Consider the following 16,352-nt stretch of genomic DNA (forward strand, 5'->3'; position numbering starts at 1 on the left):
TGGGGGATTGGAGCGTCTATGCCCACACCTTCCACTGCACGCGTGCACGACTTCGAGGTCGTCTCGAACCAGGAGATCGCCGACGGCATCTTCTCGCTCGTTATTTCGGCCCCCAAGCTTGCAAGTGCGCTCAAGCCCGGTCAGTTTGTGAACATCGCCGTGCCCGGCGATGCCTCTTCGCTGCTTCGCGTGCCCTTGAGCTTCTATCGCTCTGACGCCGAGGCCGGTACCGTCGAGCTGTGGTACGCCGTCGTGGGCGACGACACCCGTCGTCTGTCGCAGATGGGCCCCGGCTCCAAGTCCAACCTGTTGGGCCCTGGCGGCCGCGGCTGGCTGGTACCCGAGGGCACCAGGAAGGCGCTGCTCGTGGCGGGCGGCATCGGTGTTCCGCCCGTGCTGTGCCTCGCTGGCATGCTTGCCGAGCAGGGCGTGGCCGTTGACGTGTGCCTGGGTTTTGGCACCGCGTCCAAGGTCGTGGGCGTCGATGAGTTCCGCGCGCTGGGAGCCACGGTCAACGTGTGCACCGACGACGGCTCGTTGGGTACGCACGGCTTATGCACCGATCCTGCCGCTGAGCTGCTCGGCAAGGGCGGTTACGACTACGTCGCCAGCTGTGGTCCCGCCGTTATGATGAAGAAAGTCGCCGCCGCTGCCGCCGAGGCCGGCGCGTACTGCGAGGTGTCGCTCGAGCGCATGATGAGCTGCGGCTTTGGTGCCTGCAACACCTGCAATGTCGAGACGGTCGACGGTATGAAGGGCGCCTGCATGTGCGGCCCCGTGTTTGATGCTTCCAAGGTGGTGGTCTTCTAGTGGGTACCGTGAACATGTCCGTCGATTTCGGCGGTGTCAAGATGCAGAACCCCATCAACACCGCAGCCGGTACCTTTGGCTACGGTTGGCAGTTCCAGAACTTCTTTGATGTCTCCCAGCTGGGTGCCATCACCACCAAGGGTTGCGCTGCCGAGCCCTGGCCCGGCAATCCCGCACCCCGCATGGCCGAGATCCCCGGCGGCATGATCAATTCCGTGGGCCTGCAGAACCCCGGTGTGGCCGCTTTCGCCCGCGAGTCCGGTCCGTGGCTCGAGCAGCTCTCCAAGGACGGTTGCCAGGTCATCTGCCAAGTTGCCGGTCACTCCGTTGATGAGTTCGTGCGCGCGCTCGAGATGTATGTCGAGCTGTGCCCCTGGGCTGCCGGCTATGAGATCAACGTGAGCTGCCCCAACATTGCCGCCGGCGGTGCCGCCATGGGCTCCACGCCCGAGGGCGCCTCTTCCGTTATGGCTGCCTGCCGCAAGGTGACCGATAAGCCGCTGTTCGTTAAGATGGCTCCGGTCAACGTCGCCGAGATCGCCCGCGCCCTCGAGGCTGCCGGCGCCGACGGCCTTTCGGTCATCAACTCCATCCAGGGCATGGCCATTGACGTGCACACCCGCAAGTCCCGTGTGGCCAAGCCCAAGGGCGGCCTTTCGGGCCCGCTGTGCCACCACATCGCCGTGCGCATGGTCTGGGAGGTCGCCCAGGCCGTCGATATCCCCATCAACGGTGTCGGCGGTGTCATGACCGGCGAGGATGCGGCCGAGTTTATCCTGGCCGGCGCCACCTGCGTGTCGGTCGGCATGGCCAACTTCGTCGACCCGTGTGCTTCGCTTAAGATCGCGCACGAGCTCGAGGCCTGGGCGGAGTCCCAGGGCGTAAAGGACATCAACGAGCTGGTAGGTGCGTTCGAATGCTAGAGACCGATGCCCGCGACCGTGTTATCGTCGCCCTCGACTGCGACCGTGAGCGCGCACTCGAGCTCGCCCACGAGCTTTCGGGCCATGCCGCCTGGCTCAAGGTGGGCATGACGCTCTATTACGCCGAGGGTCCCGAGATCGTCAAGACGTTCAAGGATTTGGGCTTTAAGGTCTTCCTCGACCTCAAGTTCCATGACATTCCGCATCAGGTGCGCGGTGCCGCTCGCTCGGCCTCGCTTGCCGGTGCCGACCTGCTCTCGGTCCACGGCTTGGGTTCGGGCGCCATGCTCGCTGCCTGCCGCGAGGGTGCCGAGGAGGCGCGCGAGGACCGCGCCAAGCTCGTCGCCATCACCGTACTTACGAGCATGAATCAGGACGCGCTGGCGGAGATCGGCGTCGAGTCGCCCGTGGCCGAGGAGGCCGCTCGCCTGGCAAAGCTCGCTCAGGCCAACGGCATCGACGGTATCGTGTGCTCGCCTATGGAGGCTCACGACATGCGTGAGCTGCTCGGCCCCGCCGCGCTGATCGTGACTCCGGGTGTGCGTCCGGTGGGTGCCGCCCTGGGCGATCAATCCCGTGTGGCGACACCTTCCCAGGCTATCGAGCGCGGTGCGAGCCACATCGTGGTGGGCCGTCCTATTACCGGCTCCGACGATCCGGTTGCGGCCTTTGACGCCATCGTCGCCGAGCTGGTCGAAAACGTCGCGTAAAAGATTCCCTCAAGTCACCACTTTTGGGTCTTATTAGCACAAATTAGCCCTTGTGCCTGCGAAAACTTTCCCATCCTTTGTGTGGAATCGCAGGTCAGGGGCTCAACTTTGACCTCCGTATATTGCACTTTTCGCAGGTATCGTCTAACCTATGGAGCCGTCGATTGGGCATTTAGTGCGTTTGACGTGCTAAAATGCCAATTATTGCATCAGATATAACCCAACTATTTGGAGGTTCGAATGGCACTCCCTCAGCTTACCGACGAGCAGCGTAAGCAGGCTCTTGAGAAGGCTGCCGCCGCACGTCACGCCCGCGCTGAGCTTCGCGAGCAGATCAAGAAGGGCGAGAAGTCTCTCGAGTCCGTGCTCAACTCCGATGACCCCATCGCTTCCCGCATGAAGGTTTCCACCCTCATCGAGTCTCTGCCCGGTTATGGCAAGGCCAAGGCCGCCAAGATCATGGAGGAGCTCGGCATCTCCGCTACCCGTCGCGTCCAGGGCCTCGGCGTCCGTCAGCGCGAGCAGCTCCTCGAGCAGCTGACCAAATAAGTGAGCGCTCAGGATTCAAAGCTCTTTGTGATTTCTGGACCGTCAGGTGCAGGCAAGGGCACGCTCGTCACTCGTGTGCGCGAGCGCCGCTCGAACCTGGGCCTGACGGTTTCGGCTACCACGCGAGCGCCACGTAAAGGTGAGGTCGACGGCGTCAACTACTTTTTCCTGACGCGCGAGGAGTTCGACCGCCGCGTGGCAAACGGTGAGTTTGTTGAGTGGGCCGAGGTCCACGGTAACTGCTACGGCACGTTGGTGAGCGAGGTCGCATCCAAGCTCGCCTCTGGCTCGTCTCTGATCTTGGAGATTGACGTCCAGGGTGCCCTGCAGGTCAAGGAGCGTTTCCCCGAGGCCGTGTTGATCTTTATCAAGCCGCCTTCGCTTGAGGTGTTACGCGATCGCCTGGTCGGTCGCGGTACCGAGACGCCCGAGACGATCGAGCTGCGCATGGCAAACGCCGCCGATGAACTTGCCCTTGCCGACCGCTACGACGACGTCGTGGTGAATGACGATCTCGACCGCGCGACCGATGAGCTCGTTCGCGTTCTCGATATGCATGAAAGGATCTGAGGTCCGTGTCCGTTGTAAAGCCTTGTATTGACGATCTTCTGGAGAAGACCGATCACAACCGCTTCCTGCTCGCCTCGCTTGCCTCCAAGCGCGCCTGCGACATTAACAGCATGCTGCGCGGCCAGCACAACCGCGTGCTTGCCGTTCAGGATGTCGATGACATTACCATTGGCCTCTCCGGCGCCGATACCATCTCGATGGCTATGGACGAGATTGTCGACGGCGATATCTCCTACGACGAGGCTCGTTACAAGAAGGCGCTCGGCCACAAGGTTGCTGAAGCCTAAATGGCAGCTCGCGTCTGCCTGGTCCACTATCACGAGGTTGGACTGAAGGGCAAGAACCGCGCACATTTTGAGCATATCCTCATGGATAACATCAAGGCGGCCTTGGCCGCCTTTTCCGTGAATGCCGTGTCTCGAATTTCCGGTTATATCCTCGTGACCTTTAACGAGCATCAGGCCGACGAGGCGGCGCGTGTCATTCGCACCGTCCCCGGCGTTGCCCGCGTGTCCCTGGCATATCACACCAACCGCGACCCGCAGGAGTACTGCGCCGCCGCCGTGAAGGCGCTGCGCGAGTTTGGTCCTTTTGATTCGTTTAAGGTGCATGCCAAACGCTCTAACACCGACTACGAGCTCACCTCGATTGATATCAATCGTCAGGTTGGCGAGGTACTGTGCGAGGCCTTCCCCGATAAAAAGGTCCAGATGCACGACCCCGACGCGATGGTGCACGTACTGGTGGTCCAGGGTAGCGTTTACGTGTATGCGCGCTCCGAGCGCGGCGTGGGCGGTCTGCCGGTGGGTTCCGCCGGCAAGGTTGTGACGCTCCTGTCGTCGGGCATCGATTCTCCGGTGGCGACCTGGATGCTCGCGCGTCGCGGCGCGGTGTGCGTGCCGGTACATTTCTCCGGTCGTCCGCAGACACCCGATACGAGCGAGTATTTGGTGCAGGACATTATCCGTGCGCTTGCGCCGGGCGTCCAGATTGGCCGCCTGTACGTGGTGCCGTTTGGCGATTGCCAGCGTGAGATTTCCGTCACCTGCCCCAGCAACCTGCGCGTGATCATGTATCGCCGCATTATGTATTCGGTTGCCGAGCGCATTGCGCATATCGAGGGCGCCAAGGCTATCGTGACCGGTGAATCGCTCGGTCAGGTTGCCTCCCAGACGCTCGAGAACATTATGGCCGTCAACGAGGCCGTCAAGATCCCCGTGTTCCGCCCGCTGATCGGTTCGGACAAGCAGGAGATCATCGCGCGTGCCGAGGAAATCGGTACCTTCGATATCTCGACCGAGGCTGCTCCCGATTGCTGTACGCTCTTTATGCCGCGCCGCCCCGAGACGCACGCAAAACTCGATGCCGTGCATGAGGCGTGGGAGCTGTTCGATCACGAGGAGATGATTGAGCGCTTGCTCAAACAGACCGAGTACATCGACTTCGAGAGCAACACGTACAAGGCCCCTAAGACCTTAAAACGTAAACATCCTCAGCTTGCTCCACGTGAGATTTACCAAGATCACGAATAATGTTGTGTATAGACCGGCGGTGCATTTGCATCGTCGGTCTCAATCTATCTGGGCATTAGGCGATAAACGGTTCATTTGTCGACGTGTATCTGAATAAATGGACACTATCCTGCAAGGTTTGGGTCAGCTTTTGGTTTGACTTCGATAACCGGTGTGGGCGTGCGGAGGCTACGGCGCTCGTTTCCTGACACGATGGTGTTGGGAGGTGTTTGCTATGGCGCAACGCGAGCAACACGAACGGGTTAAACGGATGGACCGCTGGGCAGAAAAGCTGCTCGGCCATAAGGCGATGGTCGTGGCGATTCTGATTGTCATTGCCGCCGCGAGCGGCTTGGCGATGGCAAGTTTTGGTAGCCGCTCCAGCGGCGTGTCGTTTGAGCGTGGTGATGAGGCGGGCGCCTCGGATGTGCGCGGAGCCGGGGATGGGTTACCTGGTGATGCCGATGAGTCGTCTGCCAAGAGTTCTTCTGCTGCTGAGGTGTACGTCGATGTCGATGGCGCCGTTGCGAGGCCTGGCGTGTACCGGCTCAAAGACGGAGCGCGGGTGTCCCAAGCGATCGATGCCGCCGGAGGGCTTACGGCTGAGGCGGATGTGACAGGGCTTAATCGTGCGTCCAAGATCACAGATGGTCAAAAAATCTATGTTCCGATGGTGGGGGAGCAACAAGCGGCTGCGGCGGTCGGCGGGGTCGATAGCGGTGCTGCCATGACTGTTGGTGCGGGGTCTTCGTCGGGGCTTGTGAATATCAATACGGCAAGTGCGGCGGAACTGCAGACGCTTTCGGGCATCGGGCCTTCTACGGCCCAGTCGATTATCGATGAGCGGACTCAAAACGGGGCCTTTGCCTCGGTCGATGACCTCATGCGCGTATCGGGGATCGGTGAGAAAAAGCTCGCCAAAATTAAAGATTGCATCTGCGTATGAGTGTGTCCGAGTGCGAGCATGTGATGCCGCCGCGGCCCCTGATGCCGTGGACGATGGCCCTTTGTTCTGGCTTGTGTGCGAGCTGCGGCCTGGTGCTTAACGTGGCAGCCGATTTGCTGCTGGGAGAGCGGGCAGCGCCCGTCACATTGCTTATGGCCATTCCCGTTGCGGCTGCCGCGTGCATCGTATTGGCTCGGTTTTGTATGCGTCTTGTGAGGTGGAGGCGATGGCTGTATGCCGCGTCCCTCGGCCTCCTGGCGGGAGCGGTCGTGTCCGCGGGTTGGGCGATAGGGGCGCTGCGTGCTTCGACGGCACTGGATAATCGAGCTGCGAGCAGTCTCGAGTTTGTTGTACAGGGTGACCCATCCATCAATGACGGGACGTACTCCTATACCTGTGATTCATATGCGGGCGAAAAGCGCTTGGGCGAGATACGGCTGTCGTGTGATCGTGAGCTCAGCGCCGGTTCGCGTGTGCATGTTGTCGGTCGAATGTCGCGTTTTGAGAATGATGCGTATGGGCGCTCACGCGTGCTTCGGGGTGAGCTTCGAAAAGTTAAGGTCATCCGGTTGGTATCGGTTGGCGAAGGCTTTCCGGGGCCGTTGCCCTGGCTGCGAAACGAGCTCCTTGCCGTTATCGCGCCCGAGACCGATCCGGCGCGTTCGCTCATTGCCGGCGTTGTCTGCGGACGCTCCTCCGAGCTGCGTGCCCAGCCGGCGGGCGATTTGTTTTCGGTAACGGGCACCGCACATCTTATCGCCGTCTCGGGCAGCCATCTTGCCATCGTTGGGTTTGTGATTGAGAGCGCCCTGCAAAAGACTCGCCTCTCTCGTGGGCTGCAGAGAGGGCTGTTGGTGCTGGCCCTCGCTGCCTATGCCGTCTTTACGGGCGCTTCGCCCTCGGCCGTGCGCGCGTGCTGTATGGTGGCGGTGACGCTTATCGTCAACGGCGCCGGACGTCGTCGGCATGGCCTTTCGGCTCTATTTTTGACCATGACAATCTTTATGTTGCTGCGGCCGACAGTATTGTTCGAGATGGGTTTTCAGCTATCGTGCGCCAGTGTTTTTGCCATCCTTTGTTTTTGCCCCTACGCTACCTACGCCTTGGGCGAGCTGGGCGTGCCATCGGGGGTTGCCAGTATTTTGTCCGTCACGCTGTGCTCGCAGATCGCGACACTTCCCGTAACCATTCCCGCATTTGGGATGTTTTCGCTCATTGCTCCGCTTGCAAATGCCGTGATCGGTCCGGTGATAAGCGTGCTGCTCGCATCTTCGGTTGTGCTGGTGCCTTGCTCGCTTGTGCCGCTCTTGCGTCACGGGGCGCTTGTGGTGCCCATGGCTATCGCTCGCTGTGCCCTGTTCTTTGAGCAGCTCTTTGCTGCCGTTCCGGGCGCATCCGTAAGCGTGCCGCCCGATACGCCCTTGGTATACGTGGTTCCTTTTTCGCTGGTGGTCCTCTTGGTCTTGTGGCCACGCCCCAGCGCGCGGCCCATGGCAGTGGGGCTGCTGTGTTTGATGCTTGCGGCGGGCGTTCCGTATGTCTATTGGGATCGATGTGCGCCGCCTTCGGTGACAGTCCTTGATGTTGGCCAGGCCGATGCGATTCTGGTTCGTCAAGGTGGCGCCGTGGCGCTCGTCGACTGTGGGCTCGACGCGCGCGTGGTGTCGGCGTTGGTTCGCAATAACGTCCACCATATCGACGCCGTCTTCGTGACGCATTGGGATGAAGACCATTGGGGCGGTCTTCCCGACGTACTCGATCGGTTTTCGGTGGGAACCATTGCGGTTGCGGCGGATGCGCTGGGCAGCGCGCCTGCTGAGGTCCTGAATCGCCCAAGTGTCACGTATCGGCAGGTGGCTCGCGGAGACACAGTCGATATCGGCGCATTTCGGGCTCGTGTGATGTGGCCGTTTGATACGGTTGACGGTGAGGGCAATGAGGACTCGCTTGTCTTGCTGCTCTCCTATGCTCAGGAAGGCAAAAGCCTGCGTATGCTCCTCACTGGTGATGCCGAGCTCGATCAGGAGCGCGAGTTTGTACAGGAGGTGGGTGATATCGATGTGCTCAAGCTGGGGCATCACGGCTCAAAAGATTCTGTCGATACAGACCTGCTGGAAACCCTTAAGCCCGAGCTCTCTATTGCGAGCGCGGGCGAGGGCAACCGCTACGGCCATCCATCCGATGCCTGCATCGATGCCGTTAGCGATGCGGGCGGCGCGTTCGCATGCACTATCGAGAGAGGCGACATTACCGTCTCGCCGACTGCGGCCGGTTTTGCCATGCGATGTCAGCGACCGTGATGCTGCCGTTGGCGCGGGACCAACCCGTGGGATAGAATGGCACGGTACGAACAGGAGAGCCTGCGGGAGGGGAGCGCGATGTCTGAAACCGGTCTGCTGCCGGCATATCTGATCGTCGGTACCGACGGAGTCAAGCGCGACCACGCCGTCTCGCGTATGAAAGCACGTCTGGAAAAGTCGGGTATGGTCGAGTTCAACCTCGACGAGCGAGACATGACCAAGGACCCCGATATCGAGTCCATTATCGGATCGCTCAACACTTTTCCCATGGGCAGCGAGTTTCGCTTGGTAATCCTTGACGGCTGCTCAAAGCTCGCCAAGGCGGTCTCGGAGCCGCTTGTCGAGTATTTAGCGAGTCCAAGCCCCACAACGGTCTGTCTCATCATCGCCGACTCGCTTGCCAAGAACACGCGCCTGTATAAGGCGATCGCCAAGATCGACAAGAAGGCCGTGATCGATTGCTCCGGCACCAAGCGCTGGGAGCTACCGCGCCGCGTGCAGCAGATGGCGACGCAGCACGGCAAGTCGATCTCGACGGCGGCCGCCGAGGAACTCGTCTCGCGTTCGGGTGAAAACACTCGCATGCTCGATAACGACTTGGCCAAGCTTGCCCAGATGGTCGATGCGCCGCAAATTGAGCTTGCCGATGTGGAACGCTGGATCGTGCGCACGGCCGAAGTTCAGCCCTGGGATTTTCTCAACGCGGTCTCGGCTCGTGATATGCGCCGCTCGCTTGAGCTCTTTGGGCTGCTACCCGCCAAGAGCTATGTGTGGACCTACACGCTGCTGTGCGGACGCATTCGCGAGCTTATCGTCGCCAAGGCGCTCGATGCGCGTGGGCAGGGTCGCGAGCTTGCCGCGACGCTCAAGCTTCAACCCTGGCAGGTTAAGAATCACCTGACCTGGGCACGCCGCTTTTCGATGGCGGAGCTCGTCGCGGCGCTCGAGGGCGCGGTCGATGTTGAGCTCGCTCTTAAGGGTTCGGCCGATTCTCAGAACGCGCTTTTGCTCTGGATTACGAACATCTTGAGAAAATCGTGATGATACCTGTCTATTTGACAAATTCGTTCTATCCCTTTGAGGGGGAGCGTGCTATAGTAGGCGCTTGCATGACCTCACCGTGTCTCAGAGGTGTCATACATTTTTTGCAAGGAACTCGAAAGGAACTCCAGAAGTGGCAAACATCAAGTCTCAGAAGAAGCGTATCCGCACCAATGAGGCAGCTCGCATGCGTAACAAGGCTGTCAAGTCCGAGCTCAAGACGCTGACCAAGCATGTCCAGTCCGCCGTCGCCGAGGGCGACGCCGAGAAGGCCCAGGCTGCCCTCAAGACCGTCACCAAGCGCCTCGACATGGCTGCCGCCAAGCATGTTATCCACAAGAACCAGGCTTCCAACCGCAAGTCCGGTCTTGCCAAGCTCGTGAACAGCATCAACGCCTAAGTTGTAAATTTCACACCACATAGATTACGCGCATAAATGGAGCCTGTTTTATGGAACAGGCTCCATTTTTTGTACCGCTCGGGTAAGATAGTCCGCATGAATACTTCAATTGACATTTCCCACATCCGCAACTTCTCGATCGTTGCGCACATCGACCATGGCAAGTCCACGATCAGTGATCGCATCCTCGAGCTCACCCATACCGTCGACGAGCGCGACATGGAATCGCAGCTGCTCGACACCATGGATATCGAGCGCGAGCGCGGCATCACGATCAAGTCCAATGCCGTTCGCGTTTCCTATGACGCCGACGATGGCGAGACGTATCAGTTCAACCTGATCGATACGCCGGGCCACGTGGACTTCACCTACGAGGTCTCGCGTTCGCTTGCCGCCTGCGAGGGTGCGGTGCTCGTCGTCGACGCCACGCAGGGCGTCGAGGCGCAGACCGTCTCCAACGCGACGCTCGCCATGAACGCCAACCTGGATATCGTGCCCGCTATCAACAAGATTGACCTGCCGTCGGCACACCCCGACGAGGTTAAGACCGAGATCGAGGATGACCTGGCGATTCCTGCCGACGATGCCGTGTGCGTATCGGGCAAGACCGGCGAGGGCATCCATGATCTGCTGGAGTCCATCGTCTTTTTGATCTCACCGCCCAAGGGCGATGCGACGGCGCCGCTCAAGGCGCTCATCCTGGATTCGTATTTTGACGAGTACCGCGGCGTCGTCGCCACGGTCCGCGTCTTTGACGGCTCCATCAAGAAGGGCGATACCCTGCGCATGATGCAGGCCGAGGGCGACTTTTTGGTCGATGGCGTGGGCGTCAAGCGTCCCGCCGAGACTCCGGTCGACGCGCTGACGGTCGGTGAGGTGGGCTACGTGGTCACGGGCCTGAAGAACCCTGAGGCCGTTCGCGTGGGCGATACCCTCACGTGGGCGTCGAATCCCTGCCCTGAGCCGCTTCCCGGTTACCGTGAGGCCAAGCCCATGGTCTATACGGGCTTGTTCCCGATCGACAACAAGGATTATGAGAACCTGCGTGACGCTCTCGATAAGCTGCATGTCAACGACCCGTCGTTGGTGTGGGAGCCCGAGACCTCGGTGGCGCTCGGCTTTGGCTTCCGCGTTGGCTTCTTGGGCCTGCTGCATATGGAGGTCGTTAAGGAGCGTCTGGAGCGCGAGTTCAACCTGGACCTCATCGCCACGAGCCCTTCGGTGGACTACCACGTCTACAAGACCGACGGCGAGATGATTGATGTCCGCAGCCCGCAGGACCTGCCCGAGGCTACGCGCATCGAGCGCATTGAGGAGCCCTACCTCAAGGCCAAGATTATCTGCCCGCCCGAGTATACGGGAGCCGTCATGCAGCTCGCTATCGAGCACCGCGGCATTACGACCGACATGATCCACCTCACGAGCAAATCGGTCGAGATGCGCTTCGACATGCCGCTCGCCGAACTCATCCTGGACTTCTTTGACCAGCTCAAGAGCCGCACCAAGGGCTATGCGTCGCTCGATTATGAGTTCAACGAGTATCGTCCCTCCGAGCTCGTCAAGCTCGATATCCTGCTTTCGGGCGACGAGGTGGACGCGCTTTCGTTTATCGTGCACAAGGACAAGGCCTATGGCCTGGCCCGCGGATTGTGCGACAAGCTTAAGGAAATAATTCCGCGCCAGCTGTTCGAGGTGCCCATTCAGGGTGCCATCGGCAACAAGATCATTGCCCGCTCGACCGTCAAGGCGCGCCGCAAGGACGTTTTGGCCAAGTGCTATGGCGGCGATATCTCGCGTAAGCGCAAGCTGCTCGAGAAGCAGAAAGAGGGCAAGAAGCGCATGAAGGCCATCGGTTCGGTCGAGGTCCCGCAAGAGGCCTTTATGGCGATCCTCAAGGTGGACGAGTAGTTCCATGGCGCTTTCCGAATACAGTACGCGGCTGCTGGGTGCCTATGCCGAGCAGCCGTTCCTTATGGCTCCCATGGCCGGCGTGACCGATCCCGCCTATCGCATCATGTGCCGCCGCCGCGGCGCCAATCTTGCCTATAGCGAGATGGTGAGCGTGGCGGGCCTTGCCTATGCCAGCAATAAGACGTGGCGCCTGGTGCTGCCGGCCGACGAGGAGCGGCAGATCTGCGTACAGCTCTTTGGCTCCAAGCCCGATCAATTTGCGAGCGCCGTCGCTGCCGTCGAGGAACGTGTGGGCGATCACCTGTCGCTGATCGATATCAACATGGCCTGCCCGGCTCGCAAGGTCGTCACCAAAGGGGAGGGCTCGGCGCTCATGCGCACGCCCGAGCTGGCCGAAAAGATCGTCGAGGCGGCGGTGGGCGCAGCGCACGTGCCCGTGACCGTTAAGATCCGCAAAGGCTTTTACGCCGAAGATCGCAATGCCGCGACGTTTGCCCAGATGCTCGAGGGGGCGGGCGCCGCTGCTGTGGCGGTGCATGGTCGCTGTGCCACGCAGCTCTATACGGGTCAGGCCGATTGGTCGGTCGTCGATGAGGTGGCCGATGCCGTCGAAATTCCCGTTATCGGTTCGGGCGACGTGTTCTCGGCCGAGGATGCCGCGGAGCATCTGCGCAACTCGGGTGCCAGCGCGGTGTTTATCGCACGCGGTATCTACGGTAATCCCTGGGTCTTTGGTGATGCTCGCGCCCTTGCGCTCAATGGCGTACCGGTGCCGGTGCGCAGCTCTGTCGAGCGCCTGGACGCCCTGCGCGAGCATCTCACGCTGACGCATGAGCTTCTGCCGCTTATGTCGCGTGCCCGTACGTACGCGAGTTGGTATCTAAAGGGCATGCCCCATGCCGCCGCCTGGCGCGCCCAGGTGGTGCGTTGCTCCACATATGAGGAGTTCATGGCATTGGTCGATGATATCGAGCGCGATGTGGTGGCCTGCGAGGCAGCGCTTGCCGCTGGCGAGTCGGTGCCCGCTCATCCGCTGGAGGCCTAACGGTGGCCGTTAGCGCGCTGTACGTGCATGTGCCGTTTTGCGCTCAAAAGTGTCGGTACTGCGACTTTGACTCACGCAGTTTTGCTCCGTGCGACCTGAGCGCTGCACTCGATGCCTATTTTGAGCAGCTGTATGCGCGCCTTGATGCCTTTGGAGACACCGGGGCGCTTGCGCAAGTCCGCACCGTCTATGTTGGCGGCGGCACACCGTCGCTGGCGGGAGAGCGTCTGGTGGAGCTTGCCCGGCGTATTTGCATGTGGTGCAAGCCCGTTGAGTTTACCTGCGAGGCTAATCCTGAGTCGCTGACCGCCGAGCTTGCCGCTGCGCTTGCCAAGGTTGGTGTCACACGCGTCTCTCTGGGCGTGCAAACGCTCGATAACACCGAACTCACTGCCATCGGCCGCATTCACGATGCCGATCGGGCGCTCGCTGCCATCACGACGGTTAAGGACGCTGGGCTCGACGTGTCGTGCGACCTTATGTGCGGCCTTCCCGGGCAGACCGCAGCGAGTTGGAAGCGCACGCTCGATGGCGTGTTGACGGCGGCGCCGCAACATGTGTCGGTGTACCCCCTCACGCTCGAGCAAGGCACGCCGCTCTACCGCATGGCGTGTTACGACGAGTCGCTCGAGCCCGACGAGGATTTTCAGGCTGCGTGCATGGAAGCGGCGCGCGAGCGTCTGGGCGCGGCCGGCTATCACCCGTATGAGGTGGCAAGCTATGCACTCGACGGACATGAGTGCTCGCATAACATCGCCTATTGGACCGGACGGGGCTATCTGGGCCTGGGTCGCTCTGCCGCCGGTATGCTCGACGCCGAGGATTTCGATCGCTTGGCCGGGCTTTATCCCGACGTGCCCGCTCGCGGCGATGCGTATCGCGTGCGTCTGGTACAACGCGACGATGCCGCGACGACGTTTGATGCCGAGTATCTGTCGCAGCGCGAGGCGGCGGCGGAGGATTTGATGCTTGCCTGCCGCATGACGCGTGGCATTGGGCCCGACCTGTTGGTTCGCTCGGCAAGCGTGATTCCTGCAGACGAGCTGGCGGCGTCCTGCGACCGTGCGCTCGAGTTGGGCCTTGCCACCTGGGTACCCGATAATGTCGAGGGGCATGCGGGGCGCATCACCTCAAAAGATGTTGTAGCGGGTCGCGCCCGCGCCCGTTTAGCGCCCACCCACTTGGGCTGGCTCGATGGAAATATGCTGTTCGAGCTGTTTTGGGGTCTAGCTTAGGCCGCTCGGGTAGAATTACCGCAATATATACGCTGCTGTGAGCAGGAGGTTGCCGCGCATGGCGACGATGAACGAAAAAGATTACTACGAGATCTTGGGTGTCTCCAAGGACGCCACCTCGCGTGATATCCAGAAGGCCTTTCAGCAAAAGGCCCGCAAGCTCCATCCAGACGTCAACAAAGAGCCGGATGCCGAGGAAAAGTTTAAAGAGGTTTCCGAGGCCTATGCCGTGCTTTCGGACGAGCAGAAGCGTGCGCGCTATGATGCCATGCGCTCGGGCAACCCCTTCGCCGGCGCTCCTTCTGCTTCGCCCTATGGCGGCGGCTACGCCGGCAGCGCAGGCTATGGCAATCCCTTTGAGGGCGGCTTTCCCTTTGGTGGCGCCTGGGGCCAGCAGCGTCGCAGCCAGGCTGCCTATAATCCCGAGAACGGCGCCAACGTGGTCGTCGATATTAGGCTCGACGCCAAGGAGGCCAAGGGCGGTGCCCGCAAGACCGTCCGCTATACGCGCTTCGATACCTGTGGTCATTGCGGAGGCTCGGGCTCTGTCTCGTCCGAGCATGCACATACCTGTCCGAGCTGCGGCGGTCGCGGCCACATCGACGTCGACCTGTCCTTCCTGTTTGGTGCCGGCACGTTCCAGTCGGTCTGCCCCGAGTGCGGCGGTTCCGGTAAGGTCGTCGCCGACCCCTGCCCCGATTGCGGTGGCAGCGGGCGGACCCGTGTGACCTCCGAGCAGACGATTGAGTTTCCTGCCGGCACGCATGATGGCGACGAGGTCCATATTGACGGCATGGGTCACGCCGGCACCAACGGTGCCTCGGGCGGCGATTTGGTCGGGCGCGCCCATGTCGAGGCCGAACGCCTGGAGGGCAAGGCTCGTACCGGTTTTTACCTGATGGGCATCGTGGCGCCTTTTTTGGTGCTGTCGGCCATCTCGGGCGTGTTCTCGGCCTTTGCCATGATGTGCTTTGTTCCGTTTGCTATGGGCTTGTTCATGGTGCTCTCGGACGGCGTGCTTCACCGCAGCCTGCTGTGGTGGAAGCGCGGCGCGATGCAGTTTGCCAACGGTTTTGCCAACGGATTTATGTTTGCTCTCGTGTCGGTTTGGTTTGCGAGCTGCTCGCAACGTGCCATGCTTTCGCCCTACGCAATGCAATAACATCAAACCCTTTGTTTGCGGTCGGCCCAGCTTGGGTATAGGACGCACTGTGACAATAATGAAAGTCGGAAGGATTCGGTCGTGTCGGAAAATAGGGATTACTACGAGGTACTTGGCGTCGACAAGGATGCCGACGCGCGGACGATTAAGCGCGCGTTTCTAAAGAAGGCCCGTATCGTACACCCGGACGTTTCGGACGACCCCGATGCCGAGGCCAAGTTCAAAGAGCTCAACGAGGCATATTCCGTTCTTTCCGACGAGCAGAAGCGTGCAAACTACGATCGCTACGGTTCGCCCGACGGCCCCGGTGGCTCCGGCTATGTCGACATTAACGATATCTTTGGCGGCATGGGCATGGATGACCTCTTTTCGTCGTTCTTTGGCGGCGGTGCCGGCGGTGGCGCCCGAAATCGCCGCGAGCGTCGTCGCGGCCGCGATATGGCCATCTCCCTTTCGGTGACCCTTGAGGAGGCGGCGCTCGGTTGCAAAAAGACGATCAGCTATGACCGCCTTGCCCCCTGTGATGATTGCAATGGCACCGGTAGGGCGGAGGGTGCGGCCGAAAAGCAGTGCAGCCGTTGCCACGGCACGGGCTATGTCACGACGGTCCAGCGCTCGTTCCTGGGTCAGGTTCAGTCCTCTTCGCCCTGCCCCGACTGCCATGGCGAGGGCACGGTCATCGACCATCCCTGCGAGACCTGCGACGGTCAGGGCCGCACGCCTTCGCACGAAAAGATCGACATCGATATCCCTGCCGGCGTCTCGACCGGTCGCCAGCTGCGCGTGAGCGGCTTTGGCGAGGCAGGCCTTCGTGGTGAGCCCTCGGGCGACCTGATCGTCAACGTGCGCGTCGCCGATCACGAGCGTTTTAAACGCAACGGCGACGACCTGTACCTCGTGAGCGATATCTCGATTGCGCAGGCTGCGCTCGGCTGCGAGATTAAGGTTGAGGGCATTTTGCCCGACGAGGTCGTCAAGGTGTGCGTCCCCGCCGGTACGCAGTACGGCGACACCGTGAGTGTCAACAACTACGGTATGCCCCGTATCGGCGGTGGCGGCTCGCGTGGACGCTTGATCGTTCAGCTGCGCGTGCTCGTCCCCACGAACCTTTCCGCCAAGCAGCGCGAGCTGCTCGAGACTTTCGCCGCCGAGTCGGGCGACGATGTCGCTTCCGGCAAGAAATCGGTGACCGATCGCATTAAGAGCGCTCTCGACGACATCCTCGATTAAGGAGCCCGC

The 16,352-nt window shown here is 61.0% G+C and carries 16 protein-coding genes; all 16 read left to right on the forward strand.

The genetic code is table 11. From position 1 onward, the window contains the following. Positions 1–18: 18 nt before the first annotated feature. The 16 genes from ACTQVX_RS06505 to dnaJ all read left to right on the forward strand — a co-directional run bounded on the left by ACTQVX_RS06505 (position 19) and on the right by dnaJ (position 16,343). Positions 19–810: a dihydroorotate dehydrogenase electron transfer subunit gene (locus tag ACTQVX_RS06505; RefSeq protein WP_441540757.1), complete on the forward strand. Its 792-nt coding sequence runs from the start codon at positions 19–21 to the stop codon at positions 808–810. Positions 811–824: 14 nt separating this feature from the next. Continuing rightward, entirely contained in the window at positions 825–1,733 is a 909-nt protein-coding gene (locus tag ACTQVX_RS06510) for a dihydroorotate dehydrogenase (protein ID WP_427717595.1), read from the forward strand. Beyond that, positions 1,727–2,443 carry an orotidine-5'-phosphate decarboxylase gene (gene pyrF / locus ACTQVX_RS06515; RefSeq protein ID WP_441540758.1) on the forward strand — a complete coding sequence of 239 codons (717 nt, stop codon included), beginning with the start codon at positions 1,727–1,729 and terminating at the stop codon, positions 2,441–2,443. The genes ACTQVX_RS06510 and pyrF overlap by 7 nt, the downstream gene beginning before the upstream one ends. A 240-nt stretch (positions 2,444–2,683) precedes the next feature. Beyond that, on the forward strand, positions 2,684–2,992 hold the full coding sequence (gene mihF / locus ACTQVX_RS06520; RefSeq protein WP_006236130.1) for an integration host factor, actinobacterial type: 309 nt from the start codon (positions 2,684–2,686) through the stop codon (positions 2,990–2,992). Beyond that, complete coding sequence (gene gmk, locus ACTQVX_RS06525; RefSeq protein ID WP_370450596.1) at positions 2,993–3,562, forward strand: guanylate kinase; 570 nt, start codon at positions 2,993–2,995, stop codon at positions 3,560–3,562. It begins immediately after the preceding gene. Positions 3,563–3,567: 5 nt separating this feature from the next. Beyond that, on the forward strand, positions 3,568–3,849 hold the full coding sequence (locus tag ACTQVX_RS06530; RefSeq protein WP_370450597.1) for a DNA-directed RNA polymerase subunit omega: 282 nt from the start codon (positions 3,568–3,570) through the stop codon (positions 3,847–3,849). Beyond that, on the forward strand, positions 3,850–5,094 hold the full coding sequence (gene thiI / locus ACTQVX_RS06535) for a tRNA uracil 4-sulfurtransferase ThiI (protein WP_427794782.1): 1,245 nt from the start codon (positions 3,850–3,852) through the stop codon (positions 5,092–5,094). A 214-nt stretch (positions 5,095–5,308) separates the two neighbouring features. Next, positions 5,309–6,019, forward strand: coding sequence for a helix-hairpin-helix domain-containing protein (locus tag ACTQVX_RS06540; RefSeq protein ID WP_441560613.1), 711 nt, complete (start codon positions 5,309–5,311; stop codon positions 6,017–6,019). After that, the gene (locus ACTQVX_RS06545) at positions 6,016–8,319 is read left to right on the forward strand and encodes a DNA internalization-related competence protein ComEC/Rec2 (RefSeq protein WP_441560614.1); all 2,304 of its coding nucleotides are present in this window, start codon (positions 6,016–6,018) and stop codon (positions 8,317–8,319) included. Before ACTQVX_RS06540 ends, ACTQVX_RS06545 begins: the two co-directional genes overlap by 4 nt. A 78-nt stretch (positions 8,320–8,397) precedes the next feature. After that, the gene (gene holA / locus ACTQVX_RS06550) at positions 8,398–9,360 is read left to right on the forward strand and encodes a DNA polymerase III subunit delta (RefSeq protein ID WP_427747932.1); all 963 of its coding nucleotides are present in this window, start codon (positions 8,398–8,400) and stop codon (positions 9,358–9,360) included. A 133-nt stretch (positions 9,361–9,493) separates the two neighbouring features. Then, a complete protein-coding gene (rpsT, locus tag ACTQVX_RS06555; protein ID WP_022094714.1) occupies positions 9,494–9,760 on the forward strand; it encodes a 30S ribosomal protein S20 in 267 nt (88 codons plus the stop codon). 96 nt (positions 9,761–9,856) lie between these two features. Further along, positions 9,857–11,668: a translation elongation factor 4 gene (lepA, locus tag ACTQVX_RS06560; protein ID WP_441540760.1), complete on the forward strand. Its 1,812-nt coding sequence runs from the start codon at positions 9,857–9,859 to the stop codon at positions 11,666–11,668. A 4-nt stretch (positions 11,669–11,672) separates the two neighbouring features. Next, positions 11,673–12,716, forward strand: a complete 1,044-nt coding sequence (dusB, locus tag ACTQVX_RS06565) for a tRNA dihydrouridine synthase DusB (protein ID WP_441540761.1) — start codon at positions 11,673–11,675, stop codon at positions 12,714–12,716. Between the two features lie 2 nt (positions 12,717–12,718). Then, positions 12,719–13,951: a radical SAM family heme chaperone HemW gene (gene hemW, locus ACTQVX_RS06570; RefSeq protein ID WP_441540762.1), complete on the forward strand. Its 1,233-nt coding sequence runs from the start codon at positions 12,719–12,721 to the stop codon at positions 13,949–13,951. A 58-nt stretch (positions 13,952–14,009) separates the two neighbouring features. Beyond that, the gene (locus ACTQVX_RS06575) at positions 14,010–15,113 is read left to right on the forward strand and encodes a DnaJ domain-containing protein (RefSeq protein ID WP_441540763.1); all 1,104 of its coding nucleotides are present in this window, start codon (positions 14,010–14,012) and stop codon (positions 15,111–15,113) included. A gap of 81 nt (positions 15,114–15,194) precedes the next feature. Further along, positions 15,195–16,343: a molecular chaperone DnaJ gene (gene dnaJ, locus ACTQVX_RS06580; RefSeq protein ID WP_370450599.1), complete on the forward strand. Its 1,149-nt coding sequence runs from the start codon at positions 15,195–15,197 to the stop codon at positions 16,341–16,343. The last annotated feature ends 9 nt before the right edge of the window (positions 16,344–16,352 follow it).

Source organism: Collinsella sp. LCP19S3_A6, from assembly GCF_052122015.1.
Lineage (GTDB): Bacteria > Actinomycetota > Coriobacteriia > Coriobacteriales > Coriobacteriaceae > Collinsella.